At 61.6% G+C, this 19,974-nt stretch carries 19 protein-coding genes and 2 pseudogenes; 6 read left to right on the top strand and 15 right to left on the bottom strand.

What is annotated here, in order from left to right; translation table 11 throughout:
* Positions 1-55: 55 nt before the first annotated feature.
* The 10 genes and pseudogenes from IQ26_RS22125 to IQ26_RS22080 form a co-directional block, all read right to left on the bottom strand.
* Positions 56-1,831 (bottom strand): adenylate/guanylate cyclase domain-containing protein, encoded by a 1,776-nt coding sequence (locus tag IQ26_RS22125; protein ID WP_145720469.1) that lies wholly within the window; start codon positions 1,829-1,831, stop codon positions 56-58.
* 251 nt (positions 1,832-2,082) lie between these two features.
* A complete protein-coding gene (locus IQ26_RS22120) occupies positions 2,083-2,535 on the bottom strand; it encodes a hypothetical protein (protein ID WP_145720468.1) in 453 nt (150 codons plus the stop codon).
* Positions 2,536-2,665: 130 nt separating this feature from the next.
* The gene (locus IQ26_RS22115; protein ID WP_145720467.1) at positions 2,666-3,511 is read right to left on the bottom strand and encodes a 23S rRNA (adenine(2030)-N(6))-methyltransferase RlmJ; all 846 of its coding nucleotides are present in this window, start codon (positions 3,509-3,511) and stop codon (positions 2,666-2,668) included.
* Between the two features lie 3 nt (positions 3,512-3,514).
* On the bottom strand, positions 3,515-4,135 hold the full coding sequence (locus IQ26_RS22110; protein ID WP_145720466.1) for a hypothetical protein: 621 nt from the start codon (positions 4,133-4,135) through the stop codon (positions 3,515-3,517).
* Positions 4,136-4,372: 237 nt separating this feature from the next.
* Complete coding sequence (locus IQ26_RS22105; RefSeq protein WP_145720465.1) at positions 4,373-5,473, bottom strand: ABC transporter ATP-binding protein; 1,101 nt, start codon at positions 5,471-5,473, stop codon at positions 4,373-4,375.
* A gap of 10 nt (positions 5,474-5,483) precedes the next feature.
* On the bottom strand, positions 5,484-6,317 hold the full coding sequence (locus IQ26_RS22100) for a carbohydrate ABC transporter permease (protein WP_145720464.1): 834 nt from the start codon (positions 6,315-6,317) through the stop codon (positions 5,484-5,486).
* 19 nt (positions 6,318-6,336) lie between these two features.
* Positions 6,337-7,197, bottom strand: a pseudogene (locus tag IQ26_RS22095) (carbohydrate ABC transporter permease); the annotation flags it as partial.
* 163 nt (positions 7,198-7,360) lie between these two features.
* Positions 7,361-8,620: an ABC transporter substrate-binding protein gene (locus IQ26_RS22090; RefSeq protein WP_145720462.1), complete on the bottom strand. Its 1,260-nt coding sequence runs from the start codon at positions 8,618-8,620 to the stop codon at positions 7,361-7,363.
* Between the two features lie 27 nt (positions 8,621-8,647).
* A complete protein-coding gene (locus IQ26_RS22085) occupies positions 8,648-9,823 on the bottom strand; it encodes a PLP-dependent transferase (protein ID WP_145720461.1) in 1,176 nt (391 codons plus the stop codon).
* A complete protein-coding gene (locus IQ26_RS22080; RefSeq protein ID WP_145720460.1) occupies positions 9,820-10,560 on the bottom strand; it encodes a FadR/GntR family transcriptional regulator in 741 nt (246 codons plus the stop codon). Before IQ26_RS22080 ends, IQ26_RS22085 begins: the two co-directional genes overlap by 4 nt.
* Positions 10,561-10,923: 363 nt before the next feature.
* Here IQ26_RS22080 and IQ26_RS22075 point away from each other — a divergent pair, with 363 nt between their 5' ends.
* Both IQ26_RS22075 and IQ26_RS22070 read left to right on the top strand, forming a co-directional pair.
* Positions 10,924-11,178, top strand: coding sequence for an MAPEG family protein (locus tag IQ26_RS22075; protein ID WP_208760196.1), 255 nt, complete (start codon positions 10,924-10,926; stop codon positions 11,176-11,178).
* A 255-nt stretch (positions 11,179-11,433) separates the two neighbouring features.
* Complete coding sequence (locus IQ26_RS22070; RefSeq protein WP_145720459.1) at positions 11,434-11,739, top strand: hypothetical protein; 306 nt, start codon at positions 11,434-11,436, stop codon at positions 11,737-11,739.
* Positions 11,740-11,851: 112 nt separating this feature from the next.
* On the opposite strand, the gene IQ26_RS22065 is transcribed toward IQ26_RS22070, so the two are convergent.
* The 5 genes and pseudogenes from IQ26_RS22065 to IQ26_RS41535 all read right to left on the bottom strand — a co-directional run.
* On the bottom strand, positions 11,852-12,301 hold the full coding sequence (locus IQ26_RS22065) for a DNA polymerase III subunit chi (RefSeq protein ID WP_145720458.1): 450 nt from the start codon (positions 12,299-12,301) through the stop codon (positions 11,852-11,854).
* Positions 12,302-12,320: 19 nt separating this feature from the next.
* Positions 12,321-13,832: a leucyl aminopeptidase gene (locus tag IQ26_RS22060; protein WP_145720457.1), complete on the bottom strand. Its 1,512-nt coding sequence runs from the start codon at positions 13,830-13,832 to the stop codon at positions 12,321-12,323.
* Positions 13,833-14,009: 177 nt separating this feature from the next.
* Positions 14,010-14,387: a VOC family protein gene (locus IQ26_RS22055; protein WP_407660259.1), complete on the bottom strand. Its 378-nt coding sequence runs from the start codon at positions 14,385-14,387 to the stop codon at positions 14,010-14,012.
* 171 nt (positions 14,388-14,558) lie between these two features.
* Positions 14,559-14,738 carry a hypothetical protein gene (locus IQ26_RS41540; protein WP_407660260.1) on the bottom strand — a complete coding sequence of 60 codons (180 nt, stop codon included), beginning with the start codon at positions 14,736-14,738 and terminating at the stop codon, positions 14,559-14,561.
* A gap of 40 nt (positions 14,739-14,778) precedes the next feature.
* Positions 14,779-14,829 (bottom strand): annotated as a pseudogene (locus IQ26_RS41535) (hypothetical protein); the annotation flags it as partial.
* Between the two features lie 84 nt (positions 14,830-14,913).
* Here IQ26_RS41535 and IQ26_RS22045 point away from each other — a divergent pair.
* From IQ26_RS22045 to IQ26_RS22030, 4 genes are read left to right on the top strand one after another with little or no spacing between them, the layout of a single operon-like run.
* A complete protein-coding gene (locus IQ26_RS22045) occupies positions 14,914-15,246 on the top strand; it encodes a hypothetical protein (protein ID WP_145720456.1) in 333 nt (110 codons plus the stop codon).
* Positions 15,233-16,435 carry an LPS export ABC transporter permease LptF gene (gene lptF / locus IQ26_RS22040; RefSeq protein WP_145720455.1) on the top strand — a complete coding sequence of 401 codons (1,203 nt, stop codon included), beginning with the start codon at positions 15,233-15,235 and terminating at the stop codon, positions 16,433-16,435. Before IQ26_RS22045 ends, lptF begins: the two co-directional genes overlap by 14 nt.
* Positions 16,436-16,451: 16 nt before the next feature.
* Positions 16,452-17,534 carry an LPS export ABC transporter permease LptG gene (gene lptG, locus IQ26_RS22035; protein WP_145720454.1) on the top strand — a complete coding sequence of 361 codons (1,083 nt, stop codon included), beginning with the start codon at positions 16,452-16,454 and terminating at the stop codon, positions 17,532-17,534.
* Positions 17,534-19,960: an LPS-assembly protein LptD gene (locus IQ26_RS22030; RefSeq protein ID WP_162458040.1), complete on the top strand. Its 2,427-nt coding sequence runs from the start codon at positions 17,534-17,536 to the stop codon at positions 19,958-19,960. Before lptG ends, IQ26_RS22030 begins: the two co-directional genes overlap by 1 nt.
* The last annotated feature ends 14 nt before the right edge of the window (positions 19,961-19,974 follow it).

Here is a 19,974-nt window from a genome sequence, read left to right as displayed (position 1 = left end):
GTGCCAATTGCGGACGCCGGCTGGTGCGTGCGGTTTTCACAATTGAAAATGCAGGTTATTCCACCAGACCCGTTTTGGCGTAACCTTCCCGGATCTTGTCAGCATCAGCGGGATTGTTGAACGGAAGTCGCCCGATATGTTCGGAAAACGAATATTTGGGGTTAATTTCCTTCAGCTCTGCCCATACGCGCCGCGCCTCGTCGATCTCGCCCAAGTGGCCGAACGCCGAAATCAGTAGTCCACGGGACAAATCCGTATCAGGTGACAATCGGATGCGCGCTCGGAAGGCTTCGGCGGCTTTCTCATATTGCCCTGCAATGAGGTAGGCCGACCCCGTGAAGTGCCAATATTGGTTGTCCATCAGCGGATCAAGTCGCAGTGCACGTTCGAGGTCTGGGACGGCATCGAGCGGCGCGCCACCATAGATTTTTCCGACGCCGCGCATTGCTATAGCCAGTGCGAAATTGGGGTTGAGTGCCAGAGCAATATCTATCTCTCTGGTCGTACCACCAAGGTCGCGCTCCCAGAACCTTACGAGAGCGGCCATGTAATGCGCATAAGGGAGATTCGGATCCTTCTCGAGTGCCAGCCTGCTGTAGTACCCCGAGCGCTCCTGGCTATCGGTGCGCCCACTCCAGTGGTTCTGGAAATCGTGATTGTAGGCGTGGGCGAGGCCCACATAGGGCTCGGCATAGTCCGGATCGATCTCGATCGCCTCGGTGAAACAGGCGACCGCCTGCTCGAACGTCTCCTTGGTTTTTCGAGCAGCGAGTAGCGTCTCGCGCCCGCGTAGGAAAAGATCATGAGCCTCGACGCTTCGCGTAGGGGCTTTCGTAATACGAGCCGATTCCGCCGGCGTCAGGGTTACTTTCAGTGCTTCAACGATCTGGCATGTTACCTCGTCCTGCACGGCGAATATATCGGTGAGTTCCCGGTCATAGCGATCAGCCCACAAATGCGCGCCTTTGGCAGTGTCAATGAGCTGTGCATTGACCCGCACCCTGTTTCCGGCGCGTCGGATCGATCCCTCAAGCACCGCAGCGACACCCAGTTCTCGTCCGACCGTCCGAATATCCACGCTCTTGCCCTTGTAGGTGAAGCTGGAGTTGCGGGCTATGACCAAGAGTCCCCCAACCTTCGAAAGGTCTGTGATGATGTCTTCGCTGATACCGTCGGAGAAATATTCCTGTTCGGGGTCGCCGGACATGTTGTCGAATGGCAACACAGCGATCGATGCCTGTTCGGGATGCGACGCAGCCGATTTATCGATCTGCGTCAGCGGCGTTTCGGTAGCGGTTGCGTCCCCGCCGCCGGGGTGCCATTTCCATACCCTGATCGGCCGGTCGATGTTCTTGACAGTCACCTCGCCGCCATTGCTGAAGGTGACATCGACCCGGCTTCCAATGCTCTCATTGACAATCGAGGAAAGGCAAATGCCGCCTGGTTCGGCCAGCGCCTCGAGCCTTGCCGCTACGTTGACACCATCACCATAGATGTCGTCACCGTCGATAATGACGTCGCCGAGATTGATGCCGATCCTTAGGGAGATGCGCTCTTCGTTCGGCTGCGTTCGCGCATTGATAGCGCGCTGGATCACGAGTGCGCAATTGACGGCATCGACCACGCTTCCAAATTCGACCAGGGCACCGTCACCGACGAGCTTCACCACACGGCCATGATGGGCTGCGACCGCCGGGTCGAATAGATGTTCGCGATGGCGTTTCAGCGCCGTGAGCGTGCCCGCCTCGTCGGTGCCCATCATTCGCGAATAGCCAACCACGTCGGCCACCATGATGGCTGCGAGCCGACGGTTCGACGGTTGTTCGACCATGAAACATATGTACTTGAATTCGGAAGCCCTATCTAGCTGAGAGCGTAGGATCGCGAGGTTGCGACATGGCAGCAGGACAGAGGGGGCGACATGGAGCGCGAACCTCACCAGCTACCCAGCCGGGGACCGGCCTGCTCGTAACTCGTCTCTAGAGCGGGATGCGTTCAAATTGAACTGGGCATCCCGCTCTATCTATTTGTTTTAGCCGCGTTTCTGCGACGCCAAGTGATTCCACTTGGCTGCAAAATGCTCTAGCGCAGGACGCGACAGCGGCCGTTGTAGACCATCCAACGGTCGAAGCCCGAGACGCAGAATTCGACATTGTCGCCGATCGAGGCAAAGCCCTGCCCCTCCTCGATCAGATACCAGATGGTGCGGGCGTTGCCGTCGGACAGGCTGACGGTGGCGCCGCAATAACGGCGACCGATCGGCCAGGTGTCGTTGGCCGGGAAATAGCGGTGCTGATGGATGCGCTGGAAATCGGTGATCTCGACATCGGGCAGATTCGGCACATGGTGCACCTGGTAGGAGAAGCGGCTGGTGATCTTGTTCAGCACCCAGGCCTCGCCGCAAACGCCGCTGTCTTCGTCGGAATAAACGGCAAGGTCGGCCGCCTTTGCTGCCTGGGTGACAGCGAGGGACGTGCCGAGCGGCGTGCAAAGGGCGATCAGTGCGGCAAGGGCGGATTGGGCGAAGCGAGTCATGGCAGCCTCTTATGGTCGATTGCGCGCACTGTGCGGATTCGCTTGCGCGCGGTCAAGCGGTTGTAGAGACGATGGTTTCTTAGTTTGAAATTGCTTCAACCAAGGCAGGCGCGTGGACACCTCCGCCGCCCTATGCCGCCAGCCACTCCAGCGTCCAGTGCGACGGTTTCTCAACAACAAGCAATTTGTGCAGGGCCGGCAGCAGCGTCCGCAACTCACCTTCCAGCGTGAACGGCGGGTTGACCACCACCATGCCGCTGCCGTCGAGGCTGGGTTCGGCCGATGGCGGCCTGATCTCGAAGCCGATGTCGAGCAGCTTCGGGACGCCTGACTGCACCAGCGCCTTCCTGAAGGCGGCGACCGCCTTGCGGTCCTTGACCGGATACCACAGCGCATAGATGCCGCCCGGCCAGCGCTTGTGCGCCTTGCGCAGCCCGTCGACGAGGCGGTCGAACTCGCCCTGCTCCTCGAATGGCGGATCGACCAGCACGAGACCGCGCTTTTCCTTCGGCGGCAGATGTGCGCCGAGCGCCAGCCAGCCGTCGAGCTCGATCACCCGAATCTGGAAATCGCCTTGGAACAGCGTCCTCAGCTTCGCGGCATCCTGGCGATGCAACTCGATTGCCGACAGCCGATCCTGCTTGCGCATGAGATGACGCGCGATCAGCGGCGAGCCCGGATATTTTTTCACGCCGCCTTCGGGATTGAGCGAACGAACGGCTTCCAGATAGGGCGCCACAAGTGCTGCCACCGGCGGGTCGAGCGCGGCATCGACCAGCCGGCCGATGCCACCTCGCCATTCGCCGGTCTTTTGCGCTTCAGTCGACGACAGGTCGTAGCGGCCAATGCCGGCATGGGTGTCGATGACGCGAAACGCCTTGTCCTTCTGTTTCAGATATTCGACGAGCCGGCTCAGCACGACATGCTTGACGACATCGGCAAAGTTTCCGGCGTGATAGGCGTGACGGTAGTTCACGACTTAGTTCGAGCCCCTGCCCCAGCGCGGCGGTGGCGGCTGCGAATTCGGATTCGGATTCTGCGGCCGCCGGCCGCCGAAACGCAAAGCCAAAACCAGCCCGATGAGGCCAACCGCCATCAGCGAGAAGCCAACCGGCTGCGCACGGCTGTCGATCTCGCCAACGCCGGAGCGCAGGACAAGGTCCACCGCCCGCATCTCAATGCCTTCGGCGTCGCCGGGGCCGACGGTGAAGATGTAGGGACCGGGGCTGACGGTCGGGATCAGGCCTGCCTCGTCGCGGAAGATCTTGTCGGGCAGTTGCGGGCTGACCTGGCGCGGGTTCTCGGAATGGATGAACTGCAGCGTCGAGGCGAGCACCGTCCTGGCGCCGGTGGCTGCGGTCAGCGTCAGCACGGTGCGCTGTTGCGACACGACGATGCGTTCGGCCCTGGTGGTGAGGTCGACCAGCACCCGCACCGGCGCGTCGCGGCCGGCCAGCGGCACCGTCACCGGCTTGAACCGGCCCTGCTCGTAGACCCGCCAGGTGCCGATCTCATGGCCGGAGAAATTGGTCATCGCCCAGGGATAGACGACGCCGATGCCGATGCCGGCGAGCAGGATCAGAAGAAACAGAAAGCGCATGCGCTCAACTACCTAGCCTTCTTCTTGTTTGACCATGATCTTGTCCATCGGTTCCCACTTTTTGCTTCGCTGACCTTCGGTTCGGGATCATGGTCTAGTGCCGTCGCGGGCGCGTCCACCTCGTCTAAAGAGCGTGTCGAGCCGGGAGCGAATGTCCTATCGAATTCGGCGGCGCCAAGATAGACAATAGCATCGGACCCAAAGGTGGGAACCGACCCGAGTGACCGAAAATGAGGATCAGTTCTTCCCCTGCTGAAGGCTCGACGTCAATGCGCGCTTTCCGGTCTCATCGAACAAATGCAGATGCTGCGGCGGGAAAGTCACCGTCACCGTCGGGCCGGCCGTCAGCGCGGCCCGGTCGAGCGTGAAGACGTTGAATGGCAGGCCGTGCAGGCCGAGATGCAGGATGATACCAAAGCCGGTCGGCTCGATCAGGTCGACCGCCGCCCTCAGGCTGCCCTCCGAGGCCGGCGACATCTCGACATGCTCCGGCCGGATGCCGAGTGTCACCGCCGCGCCTTCCTCCAGTTGATAACCTGACGAAAGCGCGATCAGCGTTCCGTCAGGCAGTCGTGCGCCGGCCGTACCTGCGCTGACCTCGTAGCGTGCCAACAGAAAATTCATGGCCGGCGATCCGATGAAGCCGGCGACGAACAGGTTGGCCGGGCGGTCGTAAAGCTCCAGCGGGCTGCCGACCTGCTGCACCACGCCCTCATGCATGGCGACGATCCGGTCGGCCAGCGTCATCGCCTCGATCTGGTCGTGGGTGACATAGATCGATGTCGCGCCGAGATCACGGTGCAGCTTCTTAATCTCTGCCCGCATCTGCTCGCGCAAGCGCGCGTCGAGATTGGACAGCGGCTCGTCGAACAGGAATGCCTTGGGCTGTCGCACGATCGCGCGGCCCATCGCCACGCGCTGGCGCTGGCCGCCCGACAGTGCCTTCGGCCGCCGCGCGAGCAGCGGCTGCAGCTCAAGCTTCCTGGCCGCATTGCCGACAGCGGCCGCGATCTTCTCGCTGGCGGCCTTCCGGATCCGCAGGCCATAGCTCATGTTCTCGGCGACGTTCATGTGCGGGTAGAGCGCGTAGGACTGGAACACCATAGCGATGTCGCGGTCCTTGGGTGCACGCTCATTGACGCGCGTGCCGTCGATCCGGATCTCGCCTTCGGTGACCTCCTCAAGCCCGGCGATCATACGCAGCAGCGTGCTCTTGCCGCAGCCCGACGGCCCGACCAGCACCACGAACTCGCCGTTCTCTATCGCCAGGTCGACGCCGTGAAGCACGGAGACGATTCCGAAATTCTTGCGAACGTTGCGGATGTCGATCGATGCCATGAAACCTCCCTCAGCCCTTGACCGCGCCGGCCGTCAGGCCCTGGACCAGATAGCGCTGGATGAACAGGAAGAAGAGGCAGGCCGGGATCAGCGCCAGCACGCCGGCGGCCATCATCTGTCCGAAATCGACCGAAAACTTCGACACGAAAGTGAGCAGACCGACCGGAAACGTTGCGGCGCTGTTGCCCGAAATCAGCATCAGCGCGAACAGCAGTTCGCTCCACGCGGCGGTGAACACAAAACCAAGCGTCGCGGCAATGCCCGGCAGCGTCAGCGGCAGGATGATCTGGCGAAACGCCATGAACTGCGTGGCGCCATCGATCTTGGCCGCCTCCTCCAGCTCCTTGGGAATGCCGTCGAAGAACGACTGCATCAGGAATGTCGCGAAGGGGATGTTGAAGGCCGTGTAGACGACCACCAGCCCGGTCAGGCTGTTGGTTAGACCGAGCGGCGAGAGCATCTTGAAGATCGGCGCGACCAGCATCACCAACGGAAACATCTGCGTGAGCAGCATCAGTGCGACCAACCAGTATTTGCCGCGGAAGGTGAAGCGCGACAGCGCATAGCCCGAGAGGGATGCGAGGAGCGTCACGATCGCGGCCGTCGCGCCGGCAACGATCATGCTGTTCCTGAAGAAGACCGGGAATGCGCTGTGGGCCAGCACGAAGCGGAAATGCTCGAAGCTCATCCGCGACGGCCACATCCGCACCCCCTCCGAATAAAGCAGGTCGTTCGGCGTGACCGATACTTTCAACAGCCAGAATAGTGGGAACAGAGCAAAGCCCATATAGCAGAGGATCGCCAGGCGGTGCAGCGCTGTGCCGAGGATCGAATATCTGTTCATCCGGTCATCTCCCGATCCATCAGGCGCGATCCATCAGGACTTGCCGCAGCATGACGATCAGCATCGAATAGGCGAGCAGCAGGACGAGCAGCACCAGCGCAATGGCCGAGGCGTAGCCGAAATCAAGCGCCCTGAAAGCCTGCGTGAAGATATAGCTCGCGACGATCTGCGTACGGTCGGCGGGCCCGCCATTGGTCATCACGATGATCAGGTCGGCGAAGTTCGAGATCCAGACGGTGCGCAGAAGCACTGTGATCGCAATGGTCGGCGCAAGGAACGGCAACGTGATCGACGTGAACCGCTTGACCGCGCCGGCGCCGTCGATCGCCGCCGCCTCGTAGAGGTCGCGCGGAATTGCCTGGAGCGCGGCCAGCAGCGTGATGGCAAAGAAGGGAATGCCCCACCAGACGTTGGCGATGATCGGTCCCCACATCGCAAGCTGCGGATTGGAAAGGATGTTGGCCGGCTCGCTCATGAGGCCGAGCGCATAAAGCCAATGCGGCAGCGGCCCGATGACGGGATTGAGCAACCACGCCCAGTTGAGCCCGGTGAGAAAGGTCGGCACCGCCCAGGGCAGGAACACCAGCGCCTGCGCGATGGCGCGGCCGGCAAACGGCCGGTCGAGCAACAGCGCCAGGATCAGGCCGAACACGAATTGCAGGAAGACGGACGCACCGGTCCACCACAGCGTGTTGCGCAGCGCCCGATAGAAATTGTCGTCGTCATAAAGGGTGCGAAAATGATCGAGCCCGACATACCCGCCAGAAAAAGGATTAAGCAACTGCACGTCGCGGAAAGCGTAAGACAGGCCAAGCACCAGTGGCGCCAGCATGATGGTGACGATTAGGATCAGCGCCGGGGCCGTGTAAAGATATGGCTCGGCATGGCGCGTGATCCGGTCGATCAGCGACCGGCGGCGCGATTCCGGTAAGCCGGCGGTGGCGTCAAAAACCATCAGCTAACGCTTTCGTTCCAATTGGCCCTAGACGAGACCTGTCGGAGCCACCCGCCATGGGCGGCTCCGATGCTCGCGGTCGGCCGTTTTACTTCTTGGCCAGGAACTTCTGCTGCGCCTTGGTCAGATAGTCGGCCCACTGGTTGGCCATTTCCTCAGGCGTGATATCGCCGAGCAGCGCCTGTTGACTGGTCTTGATGACCATCGAATCCTTGAAGAAGGCGAACTCCTCGAGATAGGTCGGCATGACCGTCGGCACCGCATCCTTGTCCTCAAGTTCGGCGAACCAGCCCTTGAACTGCTCGCTTGCGTAGAAGGGATCCTTTTCGGCCGACTTGTGGACCGGCAGCGCTCCGGTGCGCTTGTTCCACTCGACATTGCCCTCGGGTCCTTCGAGCGTTTCGATCAGCTTCCAGGAGAGGTCCTTGTTCTGGCTGGCCGCCATCATGGACCAACCGGCGTAGCCGATAGTCGGGAACGTCTTGCCGTCCGGCCCCTTCGGCATGGTCATGACGCCGTAATCTTCCGGCTTCATCCGCTCGGCGATCGCGATCAGCGCGTCCGGATCCTGATCGAGCATTGCGCAGGTGCCGGTGTAGAAACCGGCGACGATTTCGTTGAAACCCCAGTTGACGCTGTCCTTCGGCGCCAATCCCTTCTTGTAGAGATCGACGACCCAGGTCAGTCCCTTGACCCAGCCTTCGCTGTTCATAGTCGAGGTGCCGTCGTCGTTGAAGAATTTGTTGGACCCGGCCATCGTTGCGCCGAACATCATCCAGCCGTTGAGGCCGCCCGGCCCGCCGCGCAGGCAGTAGCCATATTTGCCCGGTAGCTTGGAGACTTTCTCCGACGCCGCCACGAACTCGTCCATCGTCTTTGGCGGCTCGGCGACACCAGCCTCCTGGAACAGCTTCTTGTTGTAGAACATCGCCCGGAGATAGAAGCCATAGGGCAGCATGTAGGCGGTGTTGTTCACGTCGCGGCCAAGCTCGAGCGCGCGATCGGTGAGGCCCGAAGTGTGCTCCCATTTGGCAAGATAGGGTTCGAGGCTTTCGAGGAGGCCGTTGTTGGCATAGAGCGACAGCCACGTGTCCGGCATCTCCATGACGTCGGGGATTTCGCCGGCGGACACCATGGTCGCGAATTTCTGGAACGCCTCGCCCCAGGGCAGCGAGATGACTTCGACCTTCGTGCCCGGGTTGGCGGCCTCGAATTTGGAGACGATCGACTTCAGCGTTTCGGTGCGCTCGGGGCTGGTGATCACCTCCACGAGCTTCAGCGTCGTGTCGGCGAGTGCAGCACCCGACATCAGTACGGTGGCGAATGCGGCGATAAGAAGCTTCTTCATTTTCCGTTCCCTTCTTGTCTGGTTGCTTCAGGTCTTTTCTTCGGAAGCGGCTGTGATCGCCGCCTCCAGGTCTCTCCACAGCGCCTCGGTTCCCTCAAGGCCGACATGGAGACGCACGGACCGCGGATGGACGCCGAACGCCAACGCGGAATTGGGTTGGGCCTTCTGCTGCAGCACGACCTCGCCCGGCACGATGAGGCTTTCATGGCCGCCCCAGGACACGCCAAGCTTGAACAGCTTGAGGCGGTCGGCAAACGTCCGGATGTCGATGCCGTCGCGGAAGACGAATGAGAACAGGCCCGACGTGCCGGTGAGCCCCGCGGGAAGCCGGTTGGCCAGCCCCGGATGGCAGACCTTCTCGACGATCGGATGGTCCTGCAGGCGCCGTGCGATTTCGAGGCCGGAGGCCTGATGGGCGCGCATGCGGATCGGCAGCGTGCGCAAGCCGCGGATCAAGAGCCAGGCATCGAATGGCGACAGCTTGCCGCCGAGATATGGATAGGCTTCGCCGCGGATGCGGCCGATCAAGTCCTTCGAGCCCGCAACCACGCCGGCCACGACATCGCTGTGGCCACCCAGATACTTGGACGCGGAATGGACCACGACGTCGACGCCGAGCGACAGCGGCCGCTGGAAGACCGGGCTGGCCCAGCTGTTGTCGATGATGGTCGGGATGCCACGGGATTTCGCCAGCGCAGCGAGCGCACCGATGTCATGGGTTTCCATGACCCAGCTGGTCGGGCTTTCCATATAGAACAGCTTGGCGCCAGGCAGGGCGCCTGCGACGGCCGCTTCGTCACGCCCGTCGACATAGGTCACCTCGATGCGCATGCGCGCAAGCAGCGTCCCGAACAGCCGGAACGCGTCCGGGTAGATGTGCCTGACCGCGACGATGCGGTCGCCCGGCTCGACGAAGCTCAGCACCGCCGACGAGATGGCGGACATACCGCTCGCGAAACCGATGGCGTCCTCGGCGCCCTCCAGCTTTGCCAGCATTTCCTCGAACATGCGCACGGTCGGGTTCAGCCCACGCGTGTAGGTCGGCCGCACTTTTTCGCCGCGATATGTCTCGAGCATCTCGTCGTAGCTCGGGAAGGTAAAGAGCGAGGTCTGCACGATCGGCGGCACGACGGCATCGAAGGCGTTGCTCTCGTCATGCGCGGCGATCAGCGATGCCTGGTCGAAAAAATCGGGGCCGTTCATTTCGACATTTCCTCGATATCCTCTTCCACGATCTCGAGGATCTTCAGCGTTCTTCCGCGCGCCAGTTCCGCGTCCCTGGCGACGATGGCATCGAACAGCTCGCGGTGATGCGGGAACGATCGCCGCGCGAAATCCTGGCGGTCGAAAGGATGGTCCCAGAAGCGCTCGAACGCTTCGCGCATCTGCCCCAGGAGCTGCCGGAAAAGCGGGTTGTGCGTGGCGTCGTAGATGGCCAGGTGAAAGGCCAGGTCTTCCGGGCCCGACGTGCCGGTGGCGAGATGGACGCGCTCCATCTCGATGAGTTTTTCCTCGATCGTCCGCAGATCGTCGACCGTGCGCCGCCGCGCCGCGACCATGCTTGCCTCGGCCTCGATGCCGCGGCGCACCTCGAGTGTGTGCAAGAGACCGTCGCGCAGCTCTGCCGTATCGAGCGACAGCGGCAAATGGATCGTACCGGCGGAGATCGGCTTGAGCAGATAGGTGCCGCTGCCTTTGCGGGTCTCGGTGACGCCGAGCGCTTCGAAACGGCCCATCGCCTCCCGTATCGTCGAGCGCCCGACGGAAAGCGCGGCCATCAATTCGCGTTCGGTCGGAAGCCGGTCACCGCTTTTCAGTGCGGCGCGTTCGACATAGTCGGCCAGCGCTTCCATGACCTGTTTGCCGCGATCCAGCGGCGGGAGCGTGGCGATTGCCACACGCGTGGCAGGTGCCCCGGGCAGTTCGCCGCGCGTTCGCATGGGTACCTATATCGAAAATTGGTCTGACATCTTAGCAGTTTTGCGCGCGATCGCGCCTTCGTCAAGTGGCTGGGTAGTGCCTTAGTTGAGTTCCTTCGTCGGAGGACTTCCAAGGCAAAGCCCTGACCCAAGCGGAAATTCGCTCAGCCTCGTCTGTTCTGAGACGATCGGCTACAAACAAAACAAAAGGGCAGAAATAACCTGGGAGGTAAACGTGTCTTACACGGTCTATGCATTGACAGGCTTTGTCTCGTGGACGCTCTTTTTGCTGGTAGTAGTGGAAACCGCCCGATCTTATCTCGTTGTTACAGGAAAGGTCGCGGCCAATGGCTTCACGCCAGACATTCCGGACTATCGCCCTTCATGCAGCGCATTGCCCGCGCTCATGCCAACTGCATCGAAGGTCTGCCGATTTTCGGCGGGTTGTTGGCGATTGCGATCATGACATCAAGAACGGGGATTACGGACCCGTTGGCGTCCTGGTTCCTTGGCGCGCGAATCGTGCAGTCGATTATCCATCTCGTTTCGACCAATCCTCCAGCGGTAAGTCTCCGGTTCACCGCTTTCATCATCCAGGTGGCGATAGGCGTCTATTGGTCGTGGAAGCTGATGACCTGAGGACCGTGCGAGCAACCTTTGGGCAGCGAGGGCTCGGCGACGCATGGTCTGAAGGTGGCGCGAAGGAGACCTCTCTGCGACCTAGCCCTGGTTTCTGGATGGTTCATCAACCCATGCGAGGTTCATAAGAAGGGTCGAGGGTGCCTAACCAGTTCTTTATCAATACTTCACCATAGGGACAACGGTTCCGGAACCCTTCTGATTGCTGCGGACTTGTGAGATTCACTGTGAATCCCAAATGAAGAGGCCCTCCGCATGAAAGTCACCGCAGCAGGCATCGACCGCATCAAGATCGGCAACGCGGACGCGAGCGGCCACGGCGCGCATTTCGTCGTTTGGCTTTATCTTCAGGTCGACGAAGGCGGCACACAGACCGGTCAGGAACTGGTAGTGTCCATACCGTACGACCCGCAGATGACGTTCGACGATCTCGCTACCCAGGCTTTCGAGAAGGCGCACGCCATGCTTCGCGCCTGCTGCGAGATAGATGAGTCCATGTGGTGGAAGCAGTTCAACCGCAGCCTGGCGCCGCTGCCCGAATGGACGCCCGGCGCGCAGTAGTTGGCAGACGCCCGAATCGGGTATTGCCGCTGCGCTGCGATGCTCTGTTCGGCATCGCGACCCAACTGCTCAGCGAGTTGATCCCAGCTTGACGATAGCCAAGGCTGCAGCTTTACGCCTTGCGTTCCCAGCGCCGATCTGCTGTCTGCTGCCAGTAGGTGACCGCGTGGCCGGCTTCCTTCATCGTCTTCCAGTGCGTGCGCGCCGCCTCGACCTGGGCCGTATCGTGGCCGTCGAACAGGAACACGGCCCGCTCATAACTGCCAAGCTCTGGCGGCCCCGCGCCGTCGACCAGGAAGCGGATCTGCGCCTCGTTCGGATTGTCCTGGCCGGTGGTCAAAAGGATCGGTTGCTCGGCCGGATAGGATTCGCGGTCCGTCGCATGCGCCAGGAACGAATCGTCCCTGAAGGTCCACAGATGCTGGTCCAGCGAATCGCGCCGTTCCTCGGTGCCGGTCTGCACCACGGCGCGCCAACCGCGATCGACGCTGCGCTCGAGCAGGCCGGGCAGCGCATCCTCCAGCGTCGATTCGGTCAGGTGGTAGAACAGGACGTCGGCCATGATCGCGCCTTGAAAGGCCTCACCCCTCGTAGTTGTCGCGCACCAGCCGGTCGAGCAGCCTGACGCCGAAGCCGGAGCCCCATGACTGGTTGATCTCGCTGGACGGCGCGCCCAGCGCGGTGCCGGCGATGTCGAGATGTGCCCAGGGCGTATCCTTGACGAAGCGCTGCAGGAACTGCGCCGCGATGATGGCGCCGCCGTAGCGGCCGCCGATGTTCTTCATGTCGGCATTTTTCGAATCGATCAGCTTGTCGTATTCGGTGCCGAGCGGCATCCGCCACAGCCGTTCCTGCGTCGCCTGCCCGGCACTCGTCAGCCTTTCCGCCAATTCGTCATTGTTGGAGAACAGGCCGGCATAGTGCTGACCGAGCGCGACCATGATGGCGCCGGTCAGCGTCGCCAGATTGACCATGAATTTCGGCTGGAAGCGATCGTTGCAGTACCACAGCGCATCGGCCAGAACGAGGCGGCCTTCGGCGTCGGTGTTGAGCACCTCGATGGTCTGGCCCGACATCGAGGTGACGATGTCGCCGGGGCGCTGCGCATGGCCGTCGACGGAGTTTTCCACCAGCCCGATGACGCCGACGACGTTCGCCTTGGCCTTGCGAGCGGCCAGCGCGTGCATCAGCCCGGTCACGGCGGCCGCGCCGCCCATGTCGCCCTTCATGTCCTCCATGCCGGAGGCCGTCTTTATCGAATTGCCGCCGGTGTCGAACGTGACGCCCTTGCCGACGAAGGCAACCGGGCTGTCCTTGGCCTTGCCGCCGTTCCAGCGCATGACGGCGATGCGGGCGCCACGCGGCGAGCCTTGCGCGACGCCGAGCAGCGAGCCCATGCCGAGCTTCTTCATCTCCTTCTCGACCAGGATCTCGACTGTGACGCCGAGCGCTTCCAGTTCGCTGGCGCGGGCGGCGAATTCCACCGGCCCCAGTACATTGGCCGGTTCGTTGACCAGATCGCGCGCCAGGAACACCCCGTCGATCACCGCCACTTCGTCGGCGAAGGCCTTTTTCGCCGACGCCGGATCGGTGGTGTGGATGGTCACCTTGGCCGGCTTCTTGGGCTCGACCTTCTTGCCATCGCGCTGGCCGTCGCTATTGTCCTTTTTCGTCTTGTATTTGTCGAAGACATAGCTGCGCAGAAGGATGCCCGCGGCAAGCTGTGCCGCTTGCTCGCCGCCGATGGCAGCACCCGGCAGATCGACCAGGACGGCCACCTCTGCCGACTTGCGCAAGGATGTAGCAATGGTGCCGCCAAGCTTGAGCCAGGCATGGTCGTCGAGCCCCGAGACCTTGCCGACACCGACCGCCACCAGCCGGTCGAGCGATGTGCCCTCCGGCGCCAGCACTTCGACCAGGCTGGCGAACTTGCCCGAAAAGTCGGCCACCGGAAACGCCCGCTCCAGGGTCTTTGCCGGATCGCAAGCCTTTGCCGCGTCGCCGAGGCCGCCATCGTCGGCCGCCAGCACGAAGACACCGCCCTTTTTGGGCGCTGCGAATTTGGCGAAGGCGATCGAAGGTCTCGAAGTCATCATGTCCTGCTTTCGGGAACGGCGTTGGGTTTTTGGGAGAGTGCCTTGACGAAAAACGATATTTGGCCGTTTCCAACCGGAAGCACCACTCTATTTTTCAAGCCTCGATATAATTGGCCTTTTGGCCGGTTCTCGCCCATCGCGGATCACCCGATGGAACCGCCTGTCTTTCTCGGGTCAATGGGCGGCAGGTTGAAACAACTCGATCACATTCCCTGATGGATCCTCGAGCAGGATTTGAGAACCGCCGACACCGGTTATGATATCGTTGCGAAAGACAAGCCCGGCACCCTTCAGGCGCGCAACCTCTTCATTCAGGTCCTGCACCAGCAACAGCAAGCGGTTCCATCCTCCCGGAACCGGCCGGCGACCATCCGGCATCGCCCGGGCACCGGAACTGCCGGGGCCGCTCAAGAGAAGGCGTAGTGGACCACGCGTGACGGACGCAAACGCCGGCCGTGCATCCTGTTCAATCGAGAAGCCCAGATGTCCCGTGTAGAAGTCGACGGAGGCGGCGACATCATCGACAATGTAGCGAATGCTGGCCGGCATCATCACCCGTACCTTTCAGTTTTGAAGGGCCTTTCAGTTTGAGATGCCCTTCAGCTTGAGGTGGCCTTCGACGTGCGTTCTATCAAAGGGCATCCACTGTCGGCAACGCCCCAAGCATGAACCAGGTCTCGCGCACGAACCGGGCGCTCACGTCGGCATCCCATGCGCTGCAAATCATCGTCCCTGCCTGACGATCTGCTGCGTGATCGCCTTGGCCTGAATTCGAGCATTGGCGAAACAACCGCGAATGCTTGGCCGCATGCCGGTAAACCACAGGCCGGGCAATTTCGGGTCGGCCTCGCCGCCGTTGAAATGGGGAACGCCGTTCGTGCCGCCGGTACCAGGGCTCGGCAAGCCGGCTTTCCTTTTCCAGGACAGGCGTTGGTACGCCGGCCTTTATCAGCGCATGGGCGGCGGCCAGACCCGCCGCGCCGGCGCCGATCACGATAGCACCGTGAAAAATCGATCCTGGCCGGTTTGACTGCGCAATTCCGTTGCTTCTGCTTCCATGCCTGTAACTGTCGCAGCCATGGCGGCCATAACCGTGATCGGCGCGACATTTGGTCGTTTTCCGGCTTTTGGCAAGACTTTGCCGGAATCCGATCCCATATGGCGTATGGAATCGATGGCGATTCGTCGCGGCACGGCCCCGCTTTCCTGCCGCAACCTGTTGTTAACCATTGATGTTCGCCCTTTCTTATCCATTGCCGCCGACACTCCGGCCCACCGGAATAATGATGCGGGACGGGACGGATCGACCGTCAAACGGGGCCGGTTGTACAGGCGTCGCCGGATGACTACCTTGTCTGGAGGCATGATGCCGTTCGGCAAAATCGAGAAAAGCCTTCATGAAGGTCGTTGAACGCTACATCATGCGTCGCGCATTGGCGGTCTTCCTGGCAGCGCTCATCTGGACGCTGGCGATCGTATGGACGACGCAGGTGCTCGCCCGCATCGACCTCGTCACCGATAGCGGCCAGTCGGCGCTGACCTTCTTCGAGGTCGCTGCCCTGATCATTCCGTCGATCGTCCCGATCGTCGTGCCTTTCGCCCTGGTGGTCGCGGTCGCTCAGACGCTGAGCACGATGAATTCCGATTCCGAGCTTGCCGTCTTGAACGCCGCGGGCGCCTCGCGCTGGACCATCGTCAGGCCGATCATGCTCCTGGCGCTGGCGGCCAGCGTTCTTTCATTCGCCGTCGATAACGGCATTGACCCCTATGCACGCCAGAAAAACCGCCAACTGGTGGCGTCGTCGCGCGCCGATCTGTTGTCGCTGATCATCCAGGAAGGCACCTTCCGCAAGATCGACGACGGCCTCTTCCTGCAGATCGGCGAGCGGCTTCCGGACAACCGCCTCGGCGGCATCTTCGTCGCCGATTCGCGTGAAGAAGGCGTCAACCTCATCTACTACGCCAAGACCGGGGCCATCATCGAAAGCGGCGACGAGAAGGTGCTGATGATGAACGACGGCGTCATCCATCGCGAAACGCTGACAGGCGACCTTTCGGTCATCCGGTTCACCTCCTATGCCTTCGATCTGTCCGCCTTCATGTCGGCCTCATCGGACGTATTGCTTTTGCCGAAGGACCGGACGACCCAGTACCTGCTCAATCCCAGTCCCAACGACAAGATGTTCCAGAGGGCGCCGAACAGGTATCTGGCCGAGCTCAACCAGCGTTTTTCCGAATGGTCCTATTCACTCGTGTTCGCGCTGATCGCGCTTGCGGTCGCGGGAGACGCGCGCTCCCATCGCGAGGCGCGCATTCACCCGCTTATAACGGCCATCGCGCTTGCGCTTTTCGTACGCTGGCTTGGTTTCTTTGCCGCCGGCAAAGCCGACAAGATTCCGCAATACGCCTATATGGTCTACGGCGTTCCGATCGTGGCGTCCGCGGTCGCGACATGGTTCATCGTTTCCAACCGGACTATGGAACTGCCGGTCGCCTGGGCCGACTGGATGACGAATTTCGCCGGCCGCTTCGGTGGGGGCTGGAGCGCCATCAAGCTCCGCTTCGCCAGGCGTGGCGCTTCTGGCCAAGGGGCCGGCTGATGGGCTGGACACGCTAATGGGCTGGACTCTGGGTCGATACTTCTTCTTCCGTTACGTGACGATCACCATCTGGTTCTTCGTCGGTCTTCTGGCGCTTGTGTTCCTGATCGACTTCACCGAGCTTTCCAGCCGCACGACCGGCGTGCCAGGCTTCACCTACGGCACGGCGTTCGCCATTTCAGGGCTGAGGATGCCGATGATCATGCTGCAGACAGTGCCGTTCGTCGGGCTGTTCTCGGCGATGGCGACGCTGGTCTCGCTCAACCGCAGATATGAACTGGTCATCGCACGCTCCGCCGGCGTGTCCGCATGGCAGTTCCTGCTGCCGTGCTGCATAGGGGCGCTGCTGTTCGGCGTGCTGTCGGTCGGCGTCATCAATCCGATCGCCGCGCATGCGTTTTCCTGGTCCGAAAGAATCGAGACCCAGCTCCGCTCCGGCAAGTCGAACGCCGCCTCAACCGATGCCGCGCCCTGGATCCGGCAGAAAACCAGTTCCGGCGATACCATCATCGGCGCGCGCGCCATTCTCAACCAGGGCCTGGAGATGGCCAACGCCGTCTTCTTCGTTCTCAGCCCGCAAGGCGACATCGTCGAACGCAAGGATGCGGTGCACGCCTTCTTGCGGGTTGGCTACTGGGAGCTGCAGGACGTCAAGGTTTTCCGGGACGGCAAGATCCAATCGATGGCAAGCGACCGGGTGCCGACCAATCTCAAGCCCGAATTCGTGCAAGAGCGGCTGGCGCGCCCGGAGACCATCCCCTTCTATGATCTGCCCAGCAAGATCGAGGTTGCCCGCTCCTTCGGCCTCAAGGCAAATGCCTTTGCCATGCAGTTTGATTCGCTGGTGGCGCTGCCGTTCCTTCTCGTCGCCATGACGCTGATCGCCGCAACGGTGTCGATGCGATTTGCAAGGATGGGACAATCCGCGACGATGATTCTGGGTGGCGTCCTGGCCGGGTTTCTGCTTTATGTCGTGACGGTGCTGGTCAAGGCATTCGGCGTGGCGGGATTCGTACCCACAGTCGTCGCTGCATGGGTTCCGGTTGTCGTGGCTATGTTCTTCGGGGTGACTTTCTTGCTGTACAAGGAAGACGGCTAGTGAGGGGGGCTGTTTTGCGTAGCCATAGGCAGGCCGGTTTGGCACGCCTCTATGGGGCGAGCGCCTTGGCATGCCTGCTCGCTTGCGTCATCCCGACTGTTCCGGCTTCCGCCCAGGATGTCAGCGATATGGCGCCGGACGTTCCCGCCGGCTCGCAAATGCTGCTGGCGGCAGATACGCTGGTCTATGACAACGACAAACAGACGGTAACGGCCGTCGGCGGGGTCCAGATCGATTATGGCGGCAACCGCCTCGTCGCTCAGCGGGTGGAATACAACCGCAACACCCAGCGCCTCGTCGCCAGCGGCAATGTCGAGGTCATCAACAGCGACGGCACCAAGATTTATTCGCAGCATGTCGACATCACCGACGATTTCGCCGACGGCTTCGTCAACGCGCTGCGTGTCGAAACCGTCGACAAGGCGTATTTCGCCGCCGAAAGCGCGGAGCGCATGGGCGGCGTGCTGACCACGTTCCACAATGGCGTCTACACGGCGTGCGAGCCATGCGCGGACAAACCGGACAAGGCACCGACCTGGCGCATCAAGGCCAGGAAGATCATCTGGAACGGCGAGAAGAAGACGGTCCGCTTCGAGAATGCGAATTTCGAATTCTTCGGCTTTCCGCTCGCCTATCTGCCGGCCTTCGAGATTGCCGACCCTACCGTCAAGCGCAAGAGCGGCTTCCTGAACCCCAGCGTTGCCTATAAGAGCGATCTCGGCGCTGGCATCAAGGTGCCCTATTATTTCGCGCTTTCGCCGACCTATGACCTCACCGTCACCGGCAGCGGCTACACCAAGCAAGGCTTCCTAGGCGAGGCGGAATGGCGCCAGCGCTTCAACAACGGCCAGTACAGCCTGAAGATCGCCGGTATCCAGCAACAGGACCCCGACGAGTTCGTCGACAGCTACGGCCCTACCGTCGATTCAGGTGCGGCCGGCGACCCGAACAAGTTCCGCGGCATGATGGGCACCAAAGGGCAGTTCGCTATCAATCCGCGCTGGGACTTCGGCTGGAATGTCCTGTTGCAGACCGACAAGAACTTCTCGCGCACCTACGCCATCGAAGACTTCAATGATAGCGTGCATCGCTCGGAGATCTATCTGACCGGCCTCAACGGCCGCAACTATTTCGATGTGCGCGCCATGCGCTTCGAGGTCCAGGAAAAGACGCTCCCTGACGATCCGACCGCACGTGCCGGCAAGCAGCCCTGGGTGCTGCCTTCGCTCGACTACGCCTACATCCCCGACATGGCGGTGGCCGGCGGGCAATTGTCCTTCAATGTCAATGCACAGGCCATCAGCCGCGACAGACTGGATGTAGTCTACACTATCCCTGACGATCCCACCTCGGACGTCCAGCGCGTGCGCGGCATCGAGGGCCAATCGGGCCGCCTCACCGCTGAAGCCGAATGGAAGCGCACCTTCACCACCGATGGCGGGCTGCTGCTGACGCCGTTGCTGGCGCTGCGCGGCGACGCCGGCTATGTCAATGCCTCTTCGCCCTCGCTCACCGCCATCAACGAGATGGCGATGAACCCGGATATAAATACCAGCGCTGACATGCGCACCTCGCTCGCCCGCTACATGGCGACCGCCGGACTGGAGATGCGCTGGCCGGTGCTGTTTTCGTCGACCAATTCCAGCCATGTCTTCGAGCCGATGGCGCAGGTCTTTGTGCGTCCGAACGAGCAATATGTCGGTGGCCTCGCTGTCCCCAACGAGGACGCTCAGAGCTTCGTCTTCGACGCCACGACATTGTTCGAGCGCGACAAGTTCTCCGGTTACGATCGCATGGAGGGTGGCTCGCGCGCCAATGTCGGGGTGCGCTATTCCGGCGCCTACGACAATGGCTGGAGCACCAACGCCCTGTTCGGCCAATCCTATCAACTGGGCGGCCACAACTCGTTCGATTCACCGGACCTGGTCAATGTCGGCGCCTATTCCGGTCTTGAGACCGAGACCTCCGACTATGTTGGCCTTGTCGGCTTCAACAGCCCCAGCGGGCTTTCCGGTTCGGTCAGTGGGCGTTTCGACGAACAGAGCTTCGAGGTCCGCCGCGCCGAGGTGAAGGCAGCCTATTCCGGCCTGCCGATCTCGTTCAGCGCCAAATACGCCTTCATCCAGGCGCAGCCGCTCTATGGCTTCACAACCGATCGCCACGAGGTCACGCTCGGCGCCTCGACGCAACTTGCCGAGAACTGGCGTGTTTTCGGCACCGGCACCTACGATCTGGAGCAAAGTCTCCTGGTCAAGGACGGGATCGGTTTTGCCTATAGTGATTCATGCTTCACTTACTTGATGACGTTCTCGGAAACCCGCGACCTGAACACCAGGGAAGTGTCGCAGAATGTCGGCTTCAACCTGTCGTTTCGCACGCTCGGCGATTTCGGCTCGTCACAAAGCTCCTTCGGCGCTATCCAGTAGCAGACGACCGGCCG

Source organism: Mesorhizobium tianshanense, assembly GCF_007830515.1.
GTDB lineage: Bacteria > Pseudomonadota > Alphaproteobacteria > Rhizobiales > Rhizobiaceae > Mesorhizobium > Mesorhizobium tianshanense.
Note: the sequence above shows the minus strand (reverse complement) of the source record. Positions and strands in the feature narration are given on the sequence as shown.

Bases quoted from the DNA above. Each gene is read 5' to 3' on its own strand.
- lptG (WP_145720454.1), top strand. From the start codon at position 16,452: ATGGGCTGGACTCTGGGTCGATACTTCTTCTTCCGTTACGTGACGATC.
- IQ26_RS22065 (WP_145720458.1), bottom strand. From the start codon at position 12,301: ATGGCCGACGTCCTGTTCTACCACCTGACCGAATCGACGCTGGAGGAT.
- IQ26_RS22105 (WP_145720465.1), bottom strand. From the start codon at position 5,473: ATGGCATCGATCGACATCCGCAACGTTCGCAAGAATTTCGGAATCGTC.
- IQ26_RS22070 (WP_145720459.1), top strand. From the start codon at position 11,434: ATGAAAGTCACCGCAGCAGGCATCGACCGCATCAAGATCGGCAACGCG.
- IQ26_RS22075 (WP_208760196.1), top strand. From the start codon at position 10,924: ATGCAGCGCATTGCCCGCGCTCATGCCAACTGCATCGAAGGTCTGCCG.
- IQ26_RS22090 (WP_145720462.1), bottom strand. From the start codon at position 8,620: ATGAAGAAGCTTCTTATCGCCGCATTCGCCACCGTACTGATGTCGGGT.
- IQ26_RS22045 (WP_145720456.1), top strand. From the start codon at position 14,914: ATGGCGGCCATAACCGTGATCGGCGCGACATTTGGTCGTTTTCCGGCT.
- IQ26_RS22100 (WP_145720464.1), bottom strand. From the start codon at position 6,317: ATGAACAGATATTCGATCCTCGGCACAGCGCTGCACCGCCTGGCGATC.
- IQ26_RS22060 (WP_145720457.1), bottom strand. From the start codon at position 13,832: ATGACTTCGAGACCTTCGATCGCCTTCGCCAAATTCGCAGCGCCCAAA.
- lptF (WP_145720455.1), top strand. From the start codon at position 15,233: ATGAAGGTCGTTGAACGCTACATCATGCGTCGCGCATTGGCGGTCTTC.
- IQ26_RS22085 (WP_145720461.1), bottom strand. From the start codon at position 9,823: ATGAACGGCCCCGATTTTTTCGACCAGGCATCGCTGATCGCCGCGCAT.
- IQ26_RS22110 (WP_145720466.1), bottom strand. From the start codon at position 4,135: ATGCGCTTTCTGTTTCTTCTGATCCTGCTCGCCGGCATCGGCATCGGC.
- IQ26_RS22120 (WP_145720468.1), bottom strand. From the start codon at position 2,535: ATGACTCGCTTCGCCCAATCCGCCCTTGCCGCACTGATCGCCCTTTGC.
- IQ26_RS22080 (WP_145720460.1), bottom strand. From the start codon at position 10,560: ATGCGAACGCGCGGCGAACTGCCCGGGGCACCTGCCACGCGTGTGGCA.
- IQ26_RS22125 (WP_145720469.1), bottom strand. From the start codon at position 1,831: ATGGTCGAACAACCGTCGAACCGTCGGCTCGCAGCCATCATGGTGGCC.
- IQ26_RS22055 (WP_407660259.1), bottom strand. From the start codon at position 14,387: ATGATGCCGGCCAGCATTCGCTACATTGTCGATGATGTCGCCGCCTCC.